19 protein-coding genes are annotated in these 21,176 nt (G+C 42.0%); 16 read left to right on the forward strand and 3 right to left on the reverse strand.

What is annotated here, in order from left to right; all coding sequences use genetic code 11:
* Positions 1-77: 77 nt before the first annotated feature.
* Positions 78-1,196: an HD-GYP domain-containing protein gene (locus BM056_RS02080; protein WP_092468222.1), complete on the reverse strand. Its 1,119-nt coding sequence runs from the start codon at positions 1,194-1,196 to the stop codon at positions 78-80.
* 203 nt (positions 1,197-1,399) lie between these two features.
* Here BM056_RS02080 and BM056_RS02085 point away from each other — a divergent pair, with 203 nt between their 5' ends.
* The 7 genes from BM056_RS02085 to BM056_RS02115 all read left to right on the forward strand — a co-directional run bounded on the left by BM056_RS02085 (position 1,400) and on the right by BM056_RS02115 (position 10,255).
* Positions 1,400-3,103 carry a Na/Pi cotransporter family protein gene (locus BM056_RS02085; RefSeq protein WP_092468224.1) on the forward strand — a complete coding sequence of 568 codons (1,704 nt, stop codon included), beginning with the start codon at positions 1,400-1,402 and terminating at the stop codon, positions 3,101-3,103.
* A gap of 365 nt (positions 3,104-3,468) precedes the next feature.
* Complete coding sequence (gene acs / locus BM056_RS02090) at positions 3,469-5,487, forward strand: acetate--CoA ligase (RefSeq protein WP_092468226.1); 2,019 nt, start codon at positions 3,469-3,471, stop codon at positions 5,485-5,487.
* 188 nt (positions 5,488-5,675) lie between these two features.
* Positions 5,676-6,992 carry a histidine kinase gene (locus tag BM056_RS02095; RefSeq protein ID WP_092468228.1) on the forward strand — a complete coding sequence of 439 codons (1,317 nt, stop codon included), beginning with the start codon at positions 5,676-5,678 and terminating at the stop codon, positions 6,990-6,992.
* Positions 6,982-7,761 (forward strand): LytR/AlgR family response regulator transcription factor, encoded by a 780-nt coding sequence (locus tag BM056_RS02100; RefSeq protein ID WP_092468230.1) that lies wholly within the window; start codon positions 6,982-6,984, stop codon positions 7,759-7,761. The genes BM056_RS02095 and BM056_RS02100 overlap by 11 nt, the downstream gene beginning before the upstream one ends.
* Before the next feature lie 101 nt (positions 7,762-7,862).
* Entirely contained in the window at positions 7,863-8,201 is a 339-nt protein-coding gene (locus BM056_RS02105) for a hypothetical protein (RefSeq protein WP_092468232.1), read from the forward strand.
* Between the two features lie 114 nt (positions 8,202-8,315).
* Entirely contained in the window at positions 8,316-8,705 is a 390-nt protein-coding gene (gene acpS, locus BM056_RS02110; protein WP_238456266.1) for a holo-ACP synthase, read from the forward strand.
* Complete coding sequence (locus BM056_RS02115; protein WP_238456267.1) at positions 8,702-10,255, forward strand: NAD(P)H-hydrate dehydratase; 1,554 nt, start codon at positions 8,702-8,704, stop codon at positions 10,253-10,255. The genes acpS and BM056_RS02115 overlap by 4 nt, the downstream gene beginning before the upstream one ends.
* 47 nt (positions 10,256-10,302) lie before the next feature.
* Here the strand turns inward: BM056_RS02115 and BM056_RS02120 are convergent, their stop codons facing one another.
* The gene (locus BM056_RS02120; protein WP_238456268.1) at positions 10,303-10,986 is read right to left on the reverse strand and encodes a 4Fe-4S binding protein; all 684 of its coding nucleotides are present in this window, start codon (positions 10,984-10,986) and stop codon (positions 10,303-10,305) included.
* 148 nt (positions 10,987-11,134) lie between these two features.
* On the opposite strand from BM056_RS02120, the gene BM056_RS02125 reads away from it, so the two are divergent.
* The 4 genes from BM056_RS02125 to BM056_RS02140 all read left to right on the forward strand — a co-directional run bounded on the left by BM056_RS02125 (position 11,135) and on the right by BM056_RS02140 (position 14,614).
* Positions 11,135-11,479 carry a hypothetical protein gene (locus BM056_RS02125; protein WP_092468236.1) on the forward strand — a complete coding sequence of 115 codons (345 nt, stop codon included), beginning with the start codon at positions 11,135-11,137 and terminating at the stop codon, positions 11,477-11,479.
* 350 nt (positions 11,480-11,829) lie between these two features.
* Positions 11,830-12,831 (forward strand): ABC transporter substrate-binding protein, encoded by a 1,002-nt coding sequence (locus tag BM056_RS02130; RefSeq protein WP_092468238.1) that lies wholly within the window; start codon positions 11,830-11,832, stop codon positions 12,829-12,831.
* Between the two features lie 41 nt (positions 12,832-12,872).
* Positions 12,873-13,823 (forward strand): ABC transporter permease, encoded by a 951-nt coding sequence (locus BM056_RS02135; protein WP_092468240.1) that lies wholly within the window; start codon positions 12,873-12,875, stop codon positions 13,821-13,823.
* Entirely contained in the window at positions 13,820-14,614 is a 795-nt protein-coding gene (locus tag BM056_RS02140) for an ABC transporter ATP-binding protein (protein WP_092468242.1), read from the forward strand. Before BM056_RS02135 ends, BM056_RS02140 begins: the two co-directional genes overlap by 4 nt.
* Before the next feature lie 316 nt (positions 14,615-14,930).
* Here the strand turns inward: BM056_RS02140 and BM056_RS02145 are convergent, their stop codons facing one another.
* Positions 14,931-15,446, reverse strand: a complete 516-nt coding sequence (locus BM056_RS02145) for a hypothetical protein (protein ID WP_092468244.1) — start codon at positions 15,444-15,446, stop codon at positions 14,931-14,933.
* 266 nt (positions 15,447-15,712) lie between these two features.
* On the opposite strand from BM056_RS02145, the gene BM056_RS02150 reads away from it, so the two are divergent.
* The 5 genes from BM056_RS02150 (at position 15,713) to BM056_RS02170 (ending at position 21,064) form a co-directional block, all read left to right on the forward strand.
* Positions 15,713-15,901, forward strand: a complete 189-nt coding sequence (locus BM056_RS02150; protein WP_092468246.1) for a ferredoxin — start codon at positions 15,713-15,715, stop codon at positions 15,899-15,901.
* A gap of 209 nt (positions 15,902-16,110) precedes the next feature.
* Complete coding sequence (locus BM056_RS02155; RefSeq protein WP_092468248.1) at positions 16,111-17,259, forward strand: glycosyltransferase family 4 protein; 1,149 nt, start codon at positions 16,111-16,113, stop codon at positions 17,257-17,259.
* 19 nt (positions 17,260-17,278) lie between these two features.
* On the forward strand, positions 17,279-19,549 hold the full coding sequence (locus BM056_RS02160) for a hypothetical protein (RefSeq protein ID WP_092468250.1): 2,271 nt from the start codon (positions 17,279-17,281) through the stop codon (positions 19,547-19,549).
* A gap of 211 nt (positions 19,550-19,760) precedes the next feature.
* Positions 19,761-20,141 (forward strand): adenosylmethionine decarboxylase, encoded by a 381-nt coding sequence (gene speD, locus BM056_RS02165; protein WP_092468251.1) that lies wholly within the window; start codon positions 19,761-19,763, stop codon positions 20,139-20,141.
* Between the two features lie 152 nt (positions 20,142-20,293).
* Positions 20,294-21,064, forward strand: coding sequence for a polyprenyl synthetase family protein (locus BM056_RS02170; RefSeq protein WP_092468253.1), 771 nt, complete (start codon positions 20,294-20,296; stop codon positions 21,062-21,064).
* The last annotated feature ends 112 nt before the right edge of the window (positions 21,065-21,176 follow it).

Raw genomic sequence — 21,176 nt, forward strand, 5'->3', positions numbered from 1 at the left:
CCAAAAACCAAACCCCATCCTTAAGGGTTGGGGTTTGGTTTTTTACTCAGATGTTATAACTTATAAATTATATTATTTTAGACCAGGTTGATTTTTATATGCTTACTTTTTAGCAAATCCAATTCGATAGTGTCATTTAGGACTTGAGTGATGGTTAAATTATTCACCTCTGCCAAGTCTATTTCTCTTTGGCTTGTGCATGGTTTATTATTTGCTAGAAATAATATTCTCAATTTAGGTCTAAGAGAAAACCCTGGCCGGTTTTCCACAACAACAGCAATTTCGCCCGTATTAAGCTTAACCAAACTTCCCATAGGGTATGCGGCAACATGATGTAAAAACGCTTTAACAATATCAAATTCAAATAAGTAATCACCACTGGCGGCAAGCATTTCAAAAGCTTCATGGGGTAGATAGGCATTGCGGTATACCCTGTCGGCTGTCAATGCATCATACATGTCAGCCAAACCTACAATGGCCGAATTCTGCGGAATTTGGTTTCCCGCAAGACCATGGGGATATCCGGTACCGTTATACCTTTCATGGTGGTGAAGAACAACAAGCCTGGAGGCATTTTCGAATTGAGTATTTTGGCATAACAATTCAAACCCATACTCAGAATGTTTTTGAACTATGTTGTATTCCTCGGCTGTCAGTTTACCGGGCTTGTTCAATACTTCCGGTGGTATCAACGTTTTGCCCAGATCGTGCAAAATCGCACCTATTGCCAGCAGCCGCAGCCTATTAGGACTGTAGCCCAACCGAATAGCAGTTATCATTGATAAAATACAGGTATTAACACAATGGCCAAAAGTATATTCATCATTGCTGCGTATGTCAACTAAATTAACCATGATATTTTTGCTATTTAGCAGCTCATCAATAATTTCATCAACTATAGTTGCTATTTTATCTAACCCAACCAAAGATTTTGTATAATGAAAATCATTAAAAACCTTCTTAGTTTGCTGCATTGCTTTATATCTGACCTTTTCGGATATAACATCTTCAAATTGCATATCAGGCAAGAAGCCGTCGTCGACATATATGGAAGGAATGTTTAATTTTTGCAGCCGGGTAATAAATGTTTCAGTTAGTAAAGTACCCGCGGCCAATAAAACATGTTCATTTGCATTAATAACAGAACGGCCGACTCTCATACCCGGTTTTAGCATTTTTGTCGGTACCCTGCGCATATTTGATCCACCTTCAGCTGCTGGTATATAAAGTATTGGTATTTAAAGGTAGTTTTTCGACATTATTTACCCGAATCCTTTTTATTATTAAAAATATAAACTAATAAATTAATTAAATGTTGAAAAAAAAAGTTAATTAATTTACAATTAGCTAATATCAACTTAACATTATCTTAACATAGACCGACTTGAGGTGAGTGAACTTGGAGCTTTGGGAATCTATTACGCTGGGGCTTATAGGAGGCATGGGCCTTTTGCTTTATGGTATGTACATCATGAGCGAAGGCTTGCAAAAAATTGCCGGTCACAGATTGCGCAACATACTCAGCACCTTAACTCACAACAGGCTAACAGCCTTGATAGTTGGGGCTTTAGTTACAATTCTTTTCCAGAGCAGCACCGCTACAACAGTTATTCTTGTGGGCTTAACCAGCGCATCAATAATGACCTTAAAGCAAACCCTGGGGGTAATACTGGGTGCCGATATAGGAACAACAGTCACCGCCCAGTTAATTGCACTTAACGTAACCGAGATTTCTTTACCTATAGTTGGTATTGGGGCAACAATCATTTTTTTCAGCAAGCGCGATAAATATAAACGAATAGGCCAGGCTCTTCTGGGATTTGGTTTATTGTTTTTAGGTTTAAAAATAATGTCCGATACTATGCACCCGCTACGCGATGCGCCGTTTTTCAAACAAATGCTGATGAGCGCCAGTGACTATCCACTGTTGGCTATAGCCGCCGCTGCAGTATTTACCTTTCTAGTACACAGTAGCGCAGCTTCTGTTGGTATAATTATGGTTTTGTCCATGCAAGGGATGGTATCCTTACATTCCGCCATCTACCTTTTATTTGGCGCCAATATAGGAACATCTTTCACGGCGATACTTACAAGCTTAGGTTCATCCAGAGAAGCTCAGCGTGTAGCCACAGCTCACCTGCTATTTAAAATGGCCGGGGTTTTGCTGTTGTTTCCTTTTGTTACTCCTTATGCTGTTTTACTTGCCAAATTAACAGCTTCACCGGGTTACCAAGTGGCAAACGCCCATACATTGTTCAACATTGGTATTGCTATAATTTTTCTACCCTTTACCTCTTATTTCGCCAGGTTATTGCAAAAAATCGTGCCCGAAAAGCATGACAAAACAAGCAGCACAGTCGAACTAAAGCCAAAGTTTCTTGATACCAAGCTTATTAACACCCCATCAATAGCCTTGGGTCTCGTTTCAAAAGAAATTAACCACGCTTCCGACCAGGTTTTTGATATGACAACTTCGGTTATAACCATATTTGAGTTAAGCAGCGTTGAACTACTTGATAAGATTAACAAGAAAGAAGATTACCTTGACGTATTATATAAAGCTACTACCCGGTATTTAACGGACATTATGCGCCAGCCCCTTTCACGCCAGGAATTTTACCGTTCTATGAGCTACATGCATATTGTAAATGACCTGGAACACATTGGTGACATCATCGAAAAAGACATTACCTATATTGCAAGCTGTAAAATTGCAAGGGGCTGCAAGTTTTCCGAGGCCGGCTGGGAAGAAATTAAAGATATGCACAATTACCTGTGCGATATGGTAAGAATGTGTAACCTGGCCCTATTCTCCAATGATAAAGAATTAGCCTCTAAAACAGCCAAGATGTACCCGGAAATATCACGTATGGAAAGACGCCTCAGGGCGAAGCACTTTAACCGTCTCAAAGACGGCACGGCCCAATCCATATCAACCAGTTCACTACACTTGGATTTAATAAATTCATTTCTTAGAATAAGTGAGCACATTAAAAATATCTGCCAAGAAATTCTTATTCATGATAGTTCACAAAACTATCAAAGTCATCATATGAGTTACGATATAAACGACGAAGATTTAACAGAAAGCGTAGACTTCTAACATTTATTCGGAACTTGTTATTAACCGGGAAGCAACCCCGGTTTTTTTTATTTTAGGGAGAGTATTCCACCTTTTTAACTAACCTGGCTCAGTTTTCCCTGAACGGATGATTATGAGTTTAAATGGTTAGTCATATAATTAAAAACCATTCAGTATAAAAATAATACCACTTGGCTGAATTTTCTTAATATTTTTACAAATAGCCTTTATTATATATTACAGACGGTATTATTTTGATATTAATTTTCTTAATAAACGCAGCACCTTATCAATTTGCCTAGTAGGGAGGTGAAATCACCCCAAAAAAGCAAGTATGTCCTTAATTCTGAATTAGCTTTTATTTATAATAAAAGGGGGTTTGTTTAGTGTCCGAAGAAAAAAGCGCTCACTATTCAGTGACATGGCAGGAGGAAGAATATATTCACCCACCGAATGATTTTGTGGGGCAGGCTAATTTAACCGATCCTAAAATATTTGAAAGATTTAGCCTGGAAAATTTCCCCGAGTGTTTTAAGGAATTTGCAGATTTATTAGACTGGGACCAGTACTGGCATACCACATTAGATACCAGTGACGCCCCTTGCTGGAAATGGTTTGTGGGTGGTAAGATAAACGCCAGCTATAACTGCGTGGATAGACACCTGGATAAATACAAGAATAAAACTGCAATTCACTTTGTCCCCGAGCCTGAAGATGAGCCCATTGTGCACTTGACCTACCAGGACCTTTACCGAAGAGTAAATGAAACAGCTGCCGTTTTAAGAGATTTTGCAGGTTTAAAAGCCGGTGACAGGGTAACCCTACACCTGCCGATGACCCCGGAACTGCCAATTACCATGCTAGCCTGTGCGCGTCTTGGCGTAATCCATTCCCAGGTTTTTGCCGGCTTCAGCGGCCAGGCCTGCGGCGAAAGAATCTGGGATTCTGAAAGCCGTGTACTAATTACCATTGACTCTTATTACCGCAGCGGTAAACTTCTTGACCACAAAGCAATTGGCGATGTCGCCGTAGAAGTTGCCAAGAAAGAAGGACAGGATGTAGACAAGGTACTGGTTTGGAGACGCTACCCGGGTAAATATTCTTCTGCGGCTCCGGTAGTTGAAGGCCGCGACTTTTTCATGGATGAACTTTTAAAGGAATACCGGGGTAAAACAGTTGAGCCTGTATCAATGCCCGCTGAAGATATACTTTTCCTAATGTACACCAGTGGCTCCACCGGCAGGCCCAAAGGCGCCCAGCACAGTATCGGTGGATATCTGGCCTATGTCACCTGGATGTCCAAAAATATTCAGGATATTCACCCCGAGGACGTTTACTGGTGCATGGCTGATATCGGCTGGATCACCGGACACTCCTTCATTGTTTACGGTCCTCTCGCCTGCGCAGCCAGTTCAGTTATTTATGAGGGTGTACCCACCTATCCGGATGCCGGTCGTATCTGGAGAATTGCCGAAGAATTGGATGTTAATATATTCCATACCTCACCTACAGCGATTCGCCAGCTCAGGAAAGCCGGTCCCGACGAGCCGGAAAAATATAATTATGATTTTAAACACATGACCACTGTAGGTGAACCTATTGAGCCCGCAGTTTGGAGATGGTATTACGACGTAGTTGGTAAGAAAAAGGCAGCCATCGTTGATACGTGGTGGCAAACTGAAACCGGCGGTTTCCTGTGCAGCACGGTACCGGGTCTGGCTCCCATGAAGCCCGGCAGCGCCGGACCCGGCGTACCCGGCATTCACCCTGTTATTTTTGACGACGAGGGCAATGAAATACCAGCCGGGGCTGGTAAAGCCGGCAATATCTGCATTAAAAACCCCTGGCCTGGATTGATGCAAACCATCTGGAAAGACCGGGATCGCTTTGTCAGCACTTATTACGGAAAATATAACACTAACCCGGACAGCAAGGACTGGAGAGATTGGCCGTACATGGCCGGCGACGCAGCCGTTTTAGCCAAGGATGGCTATGTAAGGATACTTGGCAGGGTTGACGACGTGATCAATGTGGCCGGTCACAGACTGGGGACCAAGGAAATTGAATCTGCCGCCCTTACCGTACAAGAAGTAGCTGAAGCTGCGGTAATTGCTGCCAAAGACGAAATCAAAGGTGTTGTTCCGGACCTGTACGTTGCCTTAAAGCCCGGGTTTGAGGCAAGCGACGAGTTGGCGGCAAAAATTTCCCAGGCTGTTTCAACAGTTGTTGGTAAAATTGCCCGGCCCAGGAGCGTACACATCGTTCCCGACATGCCCAAAACCCGTTCCGGTAAGATTATGCGCCGCATTCTCGCTTCTATATCTAACCAGACAGAGGTTGGCGATGTAACCTCACTTGCCAATCCGGACGTTGTAGAATTAATTCTCAAAAAAGTTCAAGGTTAAATAGTTGTATCAATTAAATAATTAGGAATTAAAAAAAACGGGGCAGGACCCTTCATGGTTCTGTCCCTTTTTCCCATTATGTACCTGTTTTTTTATTATGTTACTGCAGGAATAGTTGCTATACCGTCGAATAGTATTTTATGAAAACCAATATTTAGAAAATTAAAATAATTAAGGCGGGACACCACATGCCCAATATGGGGTACGATACCAAACGATCGCTTTTTACCTGGGCTGTAGTTTATTCAGCCACTTTATGCTTGATTTACTTTATCCGGCCGCAACCATGGATTTCGGCAATTTTATTAACCCTTGCAGGACTTTTAACAGTTGTTATTATATTATTTAATTTCAAAATTAATCCGGCAAGTGAAGCCAATTCTGAGGAACCTCTTGACCCAACACTGCAGATTGCCAACCAAACACTGCCCTTTTTACGCCGGGGGTTAAATGAGGAAACAGCCTGCAATACTGCTGAAGTTATTAAAAAAATAGCAGATGTAGCTGCAGTGGCCATTACGGATCGCGAAAAAGTGTTGGCATATATCGGGGCGGGATCGGACCACCACAAAGCAGGCAGGCCAATTATGACCATCGCCACCAAAGAGGTAATCAAAACCGGCCAAATGAAAGTAATCCGGGACGGATACGGGTTGGATTGCCCTGTCCCCAATTGCCCGCTTCAATCAGCCGTAATAGTGCCTTTAATTTGCAGGGGTGAGGTCACAGGAACAGTTAAACTTTACCAAACCCAACAGGGTGAAATGCATACTTCCATAATCAGACTAGCGGTGGGGGTTGCCCAAATTCTAGGCATGCAGATGGAGTTGGCTGAATTAGACAGGCAGGTCCAATTGGTTACCAAAGCGGAGCTTGATGCACTGCAGGCTCAAATCAACCCCCACTTTTTATTTAACACCTTGAATACAATTATTATGTTTAGCAGGACTAATCCCGAAACAGCAAGAAGACTGCTGATAAAACTGGCAGCTTTTTTCCGACATGCTCTCAAAAGACATGGGCATTTTAATACACTAAAAGAGGAAATTGAATACCTGAACACGTATCTTATTCTTGAAAGAGCCAGGTTCAGGGATAAGCTTAGAGTGGTAAGAAATATTGATGATGAAATCCTTGAATATAAAGTACCCGTTTTAACCATTCAGCCACTGGTAGAAAATGCGATAAAACACGGAATTTTACCCAAACCGGGACAAGGTACGGTTGAAATTACTGTGCGTAAGCTCAATAACGAAATGTTAATTGTGATAAGAGACGATGGTGTTGGCATGACCTCAGAGATACAGCCAAAGGTACTTACACCGGGTTTCGGGTCCGGAAACGGAGTTGGACTTAGCAATGTACATGAACGATTAAAGGGGCTTTTTGGTAAGGAATACGGTCTTCGCATAGTTAGCGTACCGGGAGAAGGTACTTCTGTATATGTAAGAATACCTCTTGCATGTCACACCATGATAAAGGAAGGTGCAGCCAGTGAAGCTTAAAGCTTTAATTGTTGACGATGAATATCCGGCGAGGCAAGAGCTGCGTTTTTTATTAAACAATTTTGACAATATTGAAATTGTTGGTGAGGCTGCCAATGCTCAGGAAGCGTTGGCCCTGATCAAGGCTCTTGATTACCAAATTTTATTTCTCGATATATCTATGCCCGGCATGACTGGTCTTGAGCTGGGTGCAGCAATTCAGGGGTTGCCTCAACAGCCCCACGTGATATTTGTTACTGCTTATGATGAATATGCGGTACAGGCTTTCGAGGTAAATGCCGTGGATTACTTGTTAAAGCCAGTTGAACCTGGACGGCTAAAAAAAGCGATTGACAAGGTAGTAAAAGCCAACCATGAAAATTCCGGTACTAATACTGATAAGGCTGGCAACGATACCGATAAAGCAAAAGCTAAAATTGATCCGTCCAAAATCAGGATTGATAGGATACCAGCTGAAAAACAAGGTAAAACAGTTTTAGTTGCCGAGTCGGATATTTTTTATGCTTTTACTGAACAAGATTACATTTACATCAAAACTTTTACTGATAAGCTATTAACCCGCTTTACCTTAAAAGAATTGGAAGCCAGGTTGAATCCTCAGGTTTTTTTCAGAACCCATCGCTGTTATCTGGTTAACCTGCATAAAGTCAGGGAAATTGTCCCATTCTTTAATGGAACTTACAACCTTGTCGTGGAGGATAAAGAAAACAGCGAAGTACCTGTCAGCCGGGCCCAGGCCAAAAAACTTAGAAAAATTTTAGGTTTTTAAAAAACCTTCCTAAATGGAAGGTTTTTTATGTATAAACAACTAAATTTTAGTAAATAATCTTGTATTAAATTGATTTTAAAAGGTATTTCCGGAGGTATCTAATGCAAGTTGTGTGGGATATGTTAAGCGACAAAAAAATTTGGTCCATACTTGGAGACATTAACCGAGAAATTGACCAGGACTTTACAAGATTGATGCTGATAGAACTTTTTAGCCGGCTAAAAACACTGGAAGAAGAAAACCTTGCACTACGTCTATTATTAATGGAAGAAGAAATTGTAGACCGCGATTTTTTCAATACTTACCGACTGGCGGTTCATGATTTTATAGAACAGAAAGAAAAGCAAAACGCCATGGAAAGTGATTTTTTTGCTAAAACCGGTATATCCTTTCCAGAATGGGTTAACTTTAAACTTTCAGGAACGTTTAATAAGGATTAAGATAACTATATAACTTATAATTATCGGCATCTAAGTCTACCTGCAAAGCAGGTTTTTTCTTTTTGACTGTGGAATTAGAAACCAAATTTATTAACTTAAAGTGAGTTGTCTAACTTGAATATAGACTTAGTTGGTGTCGGCACTGATATTATAGAAATAGCCCGTGTTCAAAAAGCTGCTGCCAATAAACAAAACAGTCGATTTATCAATCGCGTGTTTACCGAAAATGAAATATCTTTCTGTACGGCCAGACGCAACCCCTGGCCATCCTTTGCTGCCAGATTTTCAGCTAAAGAAGCAGTTTTTAAAGCATTAGGTACGGGATTAACAAATTGGCAGGAGGTTGAAATTTTAAACGGGGGCGACAAACCGCCGGTAGTAGTATTAAGCGGAACAGCGGAACAAATAGCCAGATCGCTGGGTATTGGCAAAATATTGGTATCAGTTTCTCATGACAAAGAACGGGCTGTGGCATTTGCAGTTGCCGTCGGAAAGGAGATATGACTTTGCGCCTTGTAACCGGCAGTGAAATGGCCGCCATTGATCATGCTGCAATTAATGATTATGCTATTCCAGGAATTGTCCTCATGGAAAATGCTGGGATTAGGACTGTAGAAATTATAAGTCAGTTATTGGAGAGTACCACTAATACAAATATTGTAATTCTCGCCGGCAAAGGAAATAATGGCGGTGATGGCTTTGTTATAGCAAGGCATTTGTATAACAAAGGAGCCCGCGTGCAACTGTTCCTTTTTGGCGAGGAGAATAAAGTCAAAGGAGATGCCTTAACCAATTTAACCATCTGGAAGGGTATGGGGCAAAAAATCTACCCCTTAAATAGTACCCACGATGTTAACATGGTCAAGATGGCTGTCAACAGCGCGGAACTTATCATAGATGCTTTATATGGCACGGGATTCAAGGGAACCGTAAGCGATTTATTGGCTTCAGTTTTCAAATCCATAAACTTGAGCGGTAAAACCGTCATAGCAGTGGATATTCCGTCAGGAATTGAAGCGGATACCGGTAAAATAAACGGACCCTGTATTCGGGCAGACCATACGGTTACTTTTGCCTACCCCAAACTTGGACTGGTTTTATATCAGGGATGTAACTATGTGGGAAAGCTGCATGTAGTTGATATATCCATTCCTGCCGCGGCTTTATCAAAGGTCGCCAGCAGCAGATACCTTACCACCTCTGAATTAATCAATGAGATCTGGCCCAGCCGCAAGGGGCCTGAACATAAAGGGGATTTCGGACGTGTCCTGGTTGTTGCCGGATCAAGAGGAATGTCTGGTGCCGCGGTTCTTGCAGCAGAGGCAGCTGCAAGAATCGGCGCCGGTTTGGTAACCCTCGGCGTTCCCTCCGCAATTCATGACATTGCGGAGAATAAATTAACTGAAGTTATGACTTTTCCATTGGCTGAGACAGCTAAGGGCAATATTAGCCATACAACTCTTAAAGATATTCTTGACCGATGTCACAGCAGTGACGTCATAGCTATCGGGCCAGGTTTGGGAACCGGCACAGAGACATCTACGCTGGTCCAGGATATTATCATGAATATTACTATCCCCTGCGTTTTGGATGCAGATGGTTTAAATGCCATGGCGGGTAAGGCCGGTTTGTTTAAATCAGTTAAATCAAACCTTGTCCTGACACCCCACCCGGGTGAAATGGCTCGTTTAACCGGTCACAGCGTGAAGGAAATTCAGCAAAACAGAATAGGAATAACTGCCCGGAAGGCTAAGGAATGGGGCTGCTCAATCCTGCTAAAAGGGGCAAAAACAATCATCTGCGGCCCCGATGGTTCAATTTACATTAATGGAACAGGTAATCCAGGCATGGCCAGCGGAGGGTCCGGGGACGTTTTAACGGGCATAATCGCGGGATTAATGGCCCAGGGGCTGACACCGGTAAATGCCGCGGTTGCAGGAGCATTCATACATGGCCGGGCAGGTGACGTTACCGCACAAGAGATGGGCATGTCTGGTATGCTGGCAGGGGACTTACTGCAAAGGATACCACATGTTACCAAAGAATATGAGTAAAAATGGGGAATAAATCCGCGGTAAAAAACCGCGGATTTATATTTACTTTAGGCCGCAACGCGACAGCTTTTTTCTTTGTCATTTGATTCAAATGAAAGTGCCTTTTTAGGGCAGCTGCTGATGCAGGATGAGCACTTTAAGCAATCGCTGTAATCAAAAGAATCTCCCGTACCAATTGCACTTGGGTTTAACTGCATGGGGCATGCCTTGGCGCAGAGCCCGCAGGATACGCACTTATTACTTGCATGCAATTTATTTTTACTCCGGGCTATCCAATGTGCCACAGTTCCCATAGGACATATGCGGCACCATGTTCTGGGATGAATCCCCCAGCCAAGCAGTATAGCAACCACTGTTGTTATTGTCAACACCCTGACCAGAGCCATACCCATAGCTTCAATATTACCCCAGGAAAAATAAAACTGAATTCCAATAACAGTAAAAATTAACATTACCATAAAAGCGCGTACAAATTCATGTTTAAAGAACTTGGGAATTTGGACGTTACGGCTTAATCTGCCCAGTGCCAAATCAAGGAAGGCCCCCCTGGGACACATCCAGTCACACCAATTACGCCCTCTAAAAAACGACAGGCCAACTGCGCCGACCATGCAGCCAAACAGAAGAAAACCCATAACAGGGAAGAACCAACCACCGATAGCTACCAACGGTAACCCAACCCAGGTAAAGGCCTGTAAATTTGTTCTAAAAGCAAGGTTATTAGGTTTCACTTTAATACAACCCCCAATTGTTTTATTTATATATTTGATTATACGGATATTTACTAATTAGTCAATAGAAAAATTTTAAATCATGAAGGATTAGTCTTTAACGCGAAGAAATAATATTTAAAGAGAACTAAAATGGGGAGGGAGTTATTTGGCAAGCCCGCGCTTAAAGAATAATTATCAGGAAGCAGCTCTTAGTATCATTAGAATACTGACATTTACTGCTGTAACGCTTATTGTCGGACTATCAGTTTGGCTCACAGCAGTTGTCGCGGGGGCATCCTGGGGTTTGGCAGGTGCAATTGGAGGAACTATAGCTGGAATAACCGGATTCTGCATACTCGTTTGCGGTTCTTTATATGAAGTAAAAAATTTCACCTGTCCATCTTGCGGCAAATCAGACCATACGCTAAAACAAATCGGTTACTATAATTGCAGTGAGTGTGGAACTAAGTACCATATCTATGACAAAGAAATCAACAGTATCAGTGCTTGATTTAGACTTATAGCCCCTAAAAACCGCGGTTTTTAGGGGCTATTTAATTTTAGCAGCTCTGGCAATTCGCATCATAAATCATGGTAATATGCGTTTAATTGACAGTTTCTTTACGTAGGTGATATAATTTTTCAGTGTATACATAAAACGAATCTTATTGAGCAGAGAAGAGAAAACCATGAAAATGACGAGGAGAGTTGAGATGAGCTTGTCGCTGTTGATTGAAAGGCGGTGCTCATTTGAGTGCCGTTTTGTTATTTCTCCTCGCTTCAGGGAGGTGAATTAACAAATTTCTGTGATATAATAATCGGCTATTTAATTGACTTATTAAATAGGAGGGTTTAATTCTGATGAGAATACCTAAAATGATCTTCACTTTGCTTGCAGCGTTAGTATTTATAATAACCGCGTCAGGATGCGGTGCCGAAAAAGAACAAACGACTCAAGAAAAAATTCTAAAGATTGGGGTCACTCAATTTGTTGCCCATCCCGCCCTTGACCTGGATCAAAAAGGGTTTTTGGATCAAATGAAGGAAGAAGGCTTTATTGATGGGCAAAATGTTAAATTTGACATCCAAAATTCCCAGGGTGATCCCAACCTGGCCAAAACGATAGCAGATAAATTTGTTGGTGACAAAGTTGATGCAATCCTTGCCATTACAACTCCCAGTTCGCAAGCGGCGGCTCAGGCTACCAAAGGAACCGATATACCGGTTGTATTTATAGCGGTGTCTGACGCAGTTGGCGCAGGCTTGATTAAATCTCTTGATCAACCAACTGGAACTAATATTACCGGGGTGTACAGCGCTGACCCGGTTGAACAGCAAATGGACCTGGTGATGGAAATGGTGCCGGACTTAAAACAAGTCGGACTCATCTACAATGCCGGAGAGGCTAATTCAGTAAGCAACATTAACAGGGCCAAGCAATATTTAGAGAGTAAAGGTTTTAAAGTTGTTGAAGCGCCGGTTGCCAGCAGTAACGAAGTCCAGGCTGCCGCACAGTCACTGGTTGGGAGAGTTCAAGCTGTTTTTGTTCCCCAGGACAACACTGTTATATCTGCTCTTGAAGCACTTTTGAAAGTATTGCAGGATAACAAAATACCGCTGTTTACCGGCGATACCGAATCCGTAAAACGAGGTGCCGTTGCCACTATCGGCAATGATGAATACGATTGCGGCCGCCAAGGAGCAACGATGCTGGCAAGAGTGCTAAAAGGTGAAAAATCCGGCGAGGTAAAACCGGAAGAAATTCGCAAACGCACTTTAATGATTAATAAAGCTGCAGCCGCCAACATTGGCTTACAAATACCTGAAGCAGTTTTAAGCCGTGCAGATGAAGTAGTAGATTAGCCAATACTTTATAGCAATTTCTAAGGAGAGAAGTTTGGCCTATGGAAAGCATCATCACAAGTGCTTTACAACAAGGATTAATATTTGCGTTTATGGCCCTGGGTGTCCTATTGACTTTTGAACTGCTGGGGTTTCCGGACTTAACCGTTGAGGGAACATTCCCTCTCGGGGCTGCCGTAACTGCACGGGCAATTATAGAGGGTGTTAACCCTCTATTAGCCGTATTACTGGGAGCTTTAGCCGGAGGATTGGCAGGAGCAGCCACGGGATTAATGCATACCAGGCTTAAGGTCAATAACATTCTGGCCGGCATTTTAACCGCCAGCGCAATCTACACTATGATGCTGCGTACAATGGGCCGTCCCAACATCCCTCTGTTGGCTAACGAAAACATTTACGGTCAAATTTCCGGCTGGTTCAATCTCTCTGAAAACAATTTTTCAGTTATTATGATATTGGCTTTAATGGTTTTATCAGTACGCATTTTGCTGGGTTGGTTCTTAAACACTGACCTCGGCTTGGCCATTCGTGCCACTGGCAGCAACGAGCGCATGATCAGGTCTTTGGGAGTAAACACAGACAATACTAAATTATTGGCGCTAATAATTTCTAATTCCCTTGTTGGCTTATCCGGAGCCATGGCTTGCCAGTTCCAGGGTTTTGCCGATGTGGGCATGGGTATTGGAGTACTTGTAGCAGCAATTGCATCGGTAATCGCAGGAGAAACAATCTTTGGGGGTAGGGGCAGCAGTCTCGGACGATTGTTAACAGGTGTAATACTTGGATCAATAGTTTACCGTGGCTTGCTGGCCCTTGGGTTACGATTAGGCCTGCCGGCCGAAGATTTTAAATTAATGACTGCGGTTTTAGTATTACTGGTTCTTTGCTTACCTAACTTGAAATTTAAAAAGAACTTGCCCGGCATACCTACAATTTCTATGCGGAAAAAGTGTATTCCCTCCGAAAAGACAAGTCAGGAGGGAGATATATGATTAGTTTGGCGGGAATTGATAAATATTTTTTTGCAGGAACGCCCAATGCTATTAAAGCACTTGACAATATCAACCTTACAATAAAACAAGGTGATTTTATAACCCTGATCGGCAGTAACGGTGCCGGGAAATCAACCCTGTTAAAAGCCATCGCCGGTGTAAATAACGTAGATGCCGGCACAATAGAAATTGAGGGAAAAGATGTCTCAGGATTAGCGGAGCATGTTCGGGCTAGGGATATTGGCCGGATTGACCAGGATCCCATGGCTAGCACATCTGCTGAGCTTAGCATCGAGGAAAACCTGGCCATGGCTTACATCAGAGGCCAAAAGCGTGGCTTACAAAAGGCGGTATCCTCACGGCGAACAACAATTTTTCAAGAAGCGCTGAAAGTTATAGGACTTGGACTGGAAAATCGTTTAAAAGTGCCGGTTGGCACCCTGTCCGGCGGGCAGCGCCAGGCACTTGCGCTGGTTATGGCTACAATCGCCCGTCCTAAATTATTATTGCTGGACGAACATACCGCCGCCCTTGATCCCAATGCCGCCAAACTTGTCATGAAAATCACTGAACAGATAGTAAGCAGCAGCAAACTAACAACTATCATGATTACCCATAACATGGAACAAGCAATAAAATACGGCAACCGTTTGATCATGATGCACCGGGGCCGGATTATCATTGATTTTGATGCTAATGAAAAGAAAGACCTGACGGTTGCGGAACTTGTGAACAAATTTACCTCCATCAGCGGGACAGTATTTGACGACGATAGAGTGCTGCTCGCCTAGTCTATTAAATTGCGATTACCACGTCACTTTGCTCCTCGCAATGGCAAGGATGATAAATAGATAACGTAGGCACGGCGATCCGGTGGCTTCCCGGAGCAAGCGGAGCACTGGATGCGGTTCATAGCCCGTCAAATCCCCAGAGCTTGACCCCGAAAGGGCGTAAAGTTACACCGGACTGTCTATTGCAAGCGTTATGTACAAGTAGCTACACGAGCTACAAGGAAAATTGCGCAGCGCGCGGAGCGGAACCACCGGAGCGCCAGACACAAGTAACGATAAAATTTTTCTAGCTAGATGGAATAAAAGAAGGAGCCTTTTAGGCTCCTTCTTTTATTCTCCAGGTTAATTCAGGCTTGTTATTTACCTGAAAATAATAATACCCGGCTCCTGTTCGAACCTTAAACAAGTACAGGTAAATATTTTTTGCATCCATACCAAAATTTTTGGCGATAATGGAGCTGTCAACATCAAGTGGACGAAATACATTACCGTCTTGGGAGATAACAACTACATCAGGCCTGTCACCGCTATCGGCAGCTTCCAGCCCCAGCCCCAGAAAAATGGCACCTGGTTCAGCTATAGCAACATTATTCTTTAAATCAATCCGGTCGGTAAATAGCTGGCTGCCTTTGCGGGCAGTGTACAACGTATTGTCAGCCCGGACTGACTGCCCAATGGTTTCGAATTTCGCCGGAGGCTTAATTTTATTCGGCAAAGCATGGTTATTGCCTGATTGTATGGCAAACCAGTAAATAATAAAAAAGATCCCCGGTGCAAAAATCATTAATATTAACATTTTTCTTTTAGCCTGATCAGATGTATTTGGAGACAATCTACCTCACCTCGATTTATCTCGTTAACCGCCGCTAAGACTCCCGCCTCTACAGGCGGGAGTCTTAGCGGCAATAAACTCGAAATAAGTGCGACTAAGGTTCAGGTGGGGTCAAAACACCACCTGAACCAAGTCTTCTTTATTATTTTATGCCATTTCTTAAATTTTTCAAAATAAATAATTGATGCAAAGCGCAGGCATAATATTCTCAAAAATAGCCAAACTAATATTGCTTCAGTCAGTATATTGTCAGGAGGTGCATTATTTTGCATGCAGAAGTTGATCAAGATCTGTGCATCAGTTGTGGCGCATGCATAGATACCTGTCCGGAAGTGTTTGATTGGAATGATGATGAAAAGGCCCATGCTGTTGTTGACGAAGTGCCTAATGATTTGGAAGAGCAGGCTCAAGAAGCAGCAGGAAATTGCCCGACGGACGCAATCCAAGTAAATTAATAATACCCTTACAAGACACGGCGGGAAATGAGTAAGCCGTGTCTTTATTTCACTTTGGAAAAGTATAACTTACCATATATATGGCAAGTGCTAAGGTATAAAGTATTAAAACACGCGCGCTAAGGGAACTGATTAAGCGCGTGTTTTATATGGGGATAATGACTAATAAGGAGTGAACAGCCCTGCTACCAAATATTCCGGTATTACAAGTGGTCAGACCAACAGAAGGCGGTATTGGCAAACATATATCAGTACTTACCGAAAATTTAATTGATTACTTTGATGTTACAGTTGCTTGTCCAGAAAACAGCACCTTGGAACAAAAACTAAAATTATCGGGAATTAAAACCCTGTCCCTGCCTTTAAAAGGCACCGTTTCCCGGCAGGATTTAAGCACATTAAAAATTCTTTATCAATATATGCGCAGTAAAAAAGTCAAACTGGTGCATTCCCATGGAGCCAAAGCTGCTTTACTGGCCAGGCCGGCAGCTGTATTGGCCAAAGTTCCGGTTAATATCTATACAGCACACAACTCAATTATAAACAGTAATTGGCCTTCTTGGAAGAATAATCTGGCTGCAATGGTTGATTATGTGCTTTCCTGGCCAACAGATTCTATCATTACTGTTTCAGGTGCGCTTGGTGAAGAAATATCTAAGTTTGAAAGAATTCCCCGCTCAAAAATTAAAGTTATTCCCAACGGCATTGATTATAAAGCTTTTAATAAAATATTGGACAGAAAAAAACTAAAATCTGATTTTGGTATACCTTGGGACCGCCAGGTAATAGGAACTGTTGCCAGGATGGCACCACAAAAAGGACTGCATATTTTAATTCAAGCCGCTGAATTGTTGGTAAAAGAATTTGACCTGCACTTTTTAATGGTTGGCGACGGTCCGTTAAAGAAAACTCTTCAAGAACAGGTACAGAACAAAGCGCTGGGAAATCGTTTTATCTTTACAGGAGCACTGGAGGATGTTTCAGCAGCATATTCGGTTATGGATTTTTTTGTCCTGCCCTCTTTAACCGAAGGCTTACCCCTTTCTTTATTAGAGGCGATGGCCTTTAATTTACCGGTTTTGGCTTCCAGAGTAGGCGGTATTCCTGAAGTTATTGACGATAAAGAGTGCGGGATGCTCGTTGCCCCGGGAGATTTCCGGGACCTGGTTCAATCCATAGCATATCTGTTAAAAAACCCGGGATTGGCCCGTCAATATAGTACCAAAGCAAGGCAAAAAATAGTCAAGGAATTTTGTGTTACCCGAACAATTAAGGAAACTGTGAATTTGTATTTACAACTCTTGCAGGAAAAAGTTGAAATACCTAGTAAAAGATATATGTTATATAATCGCACTTGATTGCTGAGGAGAGGTTTTTTTGCGTAGAGTTAGGCTGTGGATTGTATTTCTTCTTGCCATTGCTGTTTTATTTATTTCTATTTCCTATTCTTTATCACAACCGAAACACCAGCGACTATTATTAAGCCTTTATGGTTTAAAGCAACCAGACCCGATAAGCATAGAAAGCCCGGCCGCCATGGGAAACCTTGTGCTTATTACAGTTGACCGGCTAACCTTAAATGATATACTTAATGACGACAAGCTGCGTCAGGAAGTTGCCAAATTGGGCGCAATGGGTATTATGAATACCGGAGTTGAGGGAAGCGTAAACCCTGCAAGCACTTTCGCATCTATAGGGGCGGGCGCGCCATTAAATGCATCGGGGTCTGACAAGCATGGTGTTAATGCAGAAAGCCAGTTAAACGGTTTTTCTGCGGCTCAGATATTCCACCAAAGAACCGGCCTGGCAACAGGTGCTGATTCTGTATTACAATTGGATATTGCCCGTATTAAAGAACTAAATAAAGATAACAGGTATTCAGCAGTACCAGGCAACCTGGGCACTTTGTTGGAACAAAATAATATTGATGTCAGGGTTATTGGTAATTCGGATATTATTGATCAACCAAATAGACCTGCGGTAGCATTGGGTATGAATACACAAGGAATTATACCGGAAGGCGACGTAGGCGATGAACTAACTATTAAGGATGTTAACTTCCCTGGAGGGCTACGGACTGATTATAACGATTTGGCAAATTCTCTAGATAATTACCTGGGCAAACCAGGCTTAACCATAGTTGAACTGGGAGATCTTTATCGTTTGGAGAGGCTTGGGGCCTATACAACAACAGACGTATTGCAGAGTAATAGAATTGAATCCAAAGCCAGGATAACCAATATGATAATTGGCACTGTTAATAAGCTGGACCTCAGCAAAGATTTATTAATATTGGTGTCACCTACACCAAAAGGAAACTATCTGCCAGACTCAAATTACCTTACACCAGTTGTGGCCATAGGCAAAGGCGTAACAGCCGGCATATTAACCTCACCCACAACTAAGCGGCCGGGGATAATTAAGAATACTGATATTGCCCCTGCAATTTTAAACTACTTCGGTATTGCTATCCCTACAAGTATGTCTGGACGCAGTATCCAGATAATACCAACAGAAAACACGCCAACACTGTTGTCTTCTCTTTATGCAAAACTTGAATTAACAAATCAGGCCAGGCCTCCTGTGCTCCGCTACTATGTTTTAATACAATTGCTTTTGGTACTGTTGTCGCTTGCTGCAATTTTCCTGCCCCAGAGTTATTTTCTAATGACTATTTTAAAACCGCTTCTTTTAGCGGTTATGTCGGTCCCGCTTGCGCTGTTGCTGGTGGCTTTAGTACCACAAACTTCAATATTAATAACTGTTTTGGAAATAATCAGCGCCACTGTTGTAATCGTATCGTTATTACACCTTTGGCTTGACAAGTATGCCAACGGCCTTGACCCGTTTATTATTATTAGCCTGTTAACTTCACTGTGTATTTTTATTGATTTATTGCTTGGAGCCCCAATGCAAAAAAACTCTCTCCTGGGATATGATCCTATAGTTGGGGCGCGTTTTTACGGGCTGGGTAATGAATATATGGGCGTTTTGATTGGCTCAACTATCATCGGCACGACCGCTTTAATCAACCGCATAAAAAAGTACAAAACGATGTTATTGTTTCCCATCGGACTTTACTACATGTTTACATTTTATGTTATCGCTGCTCCACAATTAGGAACTAATGTCGGTGGTTCTATTACAGCTGCATTTTCTTTTTTAGTAACAATTTTGTTACTGGCAGACACCAAATTCAACTATAAAACATTACTTAAAATAACAGCGGCAGTAGGCATCCTGCTTATCGCCTTAATTGCCTATGACATCCGCCGCCCGCTGGAAAATCAATCTCATATAGGGCGCACAGCAACCCTCATTATTAATGGAGGCGCAAAAGAAATAATTTACGTTATTACTAGAAAATTAAGCATGAATATTAAACTGATCAAATACTCCATTTGGGGCAGAATTTTTCTGGCAAGTCTCGCCAGCCTGGCTATTCTTTTTTACAGACCGACGGGAGTCATGCAGTCTTTAAAATTTCAGTACCCGGTGATGTATAAAGGGTTTATCGGCGTAGTCACAGCCAGTTTTGTAGCACTGATTTTTAACGACTCCGGCATCGTTGCAGCAGCTACAACAATGATATTCGGTGCTCCTCCGCTTCTTTATTTAGTAATAAGAACATTGAAAACCAATTGTTAAATATCAGGCGGGAGGATAACGCATTGCCCAGTTAAATAGAGATATTTAAAGGTTTTAAGGCAAAAACCGCAACTAATCCCTTTAAATCATAAACTAAAATAAAATATTGTTGACATCAATAGATTTTATGCTAAAATTGAGTTTGATTGGAATTCGGCAGGTACTTGCGATGTCGATCCAAATAAATTTATAAAGGGGGAAGATAATTAGAATGAAACCTTTGGGCCGCCATGTTTTAGCAGAAATTTATGGATGTAAATTTGATATCCTAAATGATATCAAAAAGGTTGAAAAAATTATGGTGGATGCGGCACTCGAAGCGGGTGCGGAAGTTAGAGAATATGTATTCCATAAATTTAGTCCTCAGGGAGTTAGCGGAGTAGTAGTAATTTCCGAATCTCACCTGGCAATTCATACTTGGCCCGAATTAGGATATGCAGCTGTCGACGTGTTTACCTGTGGAGAAAAGGTGAATCCATGGGATGCATGTAATTATCTGACCGAAAAATTCGGTGCAGAGCATCTAACTGCTAAAGAGACCAAACGGGGAATTCTGCCGGAGATATTTACTCGGGAAGCCGTAAATCTTTAGGAGGGATTTTTATTAGTACCAACTTAAGTGAAGATTAGTGATGACCTTGCAGTTTTAATACAAACAGCAAGGTCATTGCTATTTCAAAAAGGAAATTACGACCTAGCAACGAATATATAATTGTTTGAGGCAAAGGAGGGCTTCCCCCGCACATGAATATATTTCAATTGATTAATGAAGATTTAACCAAGGTGCAAGCGCTGATGGAAAAAAAATTTAAAATTAGAGCTGGTCACTTAAATGAATTTGTAACTTTGGATTTTAATTATTTTGATCAAAATATGCGCCCTGCTCTGGTATTATTAAGCAACCGGCTATTCAGCCCGGTAACGGAAAAAACTATTGCGCTGGCCGGGGTTTTGCAGTTTATATATATGGCTTCACAAGTACACTTGAAAGTCCAGGAAAGTATCAATAACAAAGAAAATTACGGTGATAGCCGTAACAAATATCAATTTCCGGTACTGGTTGGTGATTATCTTTATGGGAGGTTTTTTACTACCCTGTGCGATGCGGGTATTGTAAATTATCTTAAAAATTTGGCGGGGCTTATTTGTTCAATAAACAAAGGCGGAATATTAAGTCCTAAATACCCTAACGTTGAGCTGCTGGACACGCAGCAGTATCTAAATGTTATTAAAAAAGAAACAGCCGAAATGTTTGCTTATTCAGCATATCTTGGAGCAGATGTTGCTGGCGCGGGGGAAGAGGATAAACAGCATTTATATGACTTTGGCATTAATATTGGTATGGCGTATGGTCTTTTGGAAAGAGGAGCTTCCGTCAAACAAATTGCTTATTACCTTAATTCTGCCGAAGCAGCAATTAAGCATTTTCCGCCCTCCCGTGAAATTAATCTTTTCAAGGAACTGCTCATTTTGTTGGCAAAAGAAAACAGTATTGCCTGCAATATGGTTGTCTAACAGTTATAAAATTCAGGAGTCAGGACTCAGAATTCAGTAAGGATTTTAGCATTCCTTTTTGGTTTTAATCCCTAGAATCGTACCCAAAATTATTCCGACTACTGAGTTGATA

The sequence above is a fragment of the Desulfotruncus arcticus DSM 17038 genome, assembly GCF_900113335.1.
Taxonomy (GTDB): domain Bacteria; phylum Bacillota; class Desulfotomaculia; order Desulfotomaculales; family Desulfallaceae; genus Desulfotruncus; species Desulfotruncus arcticus.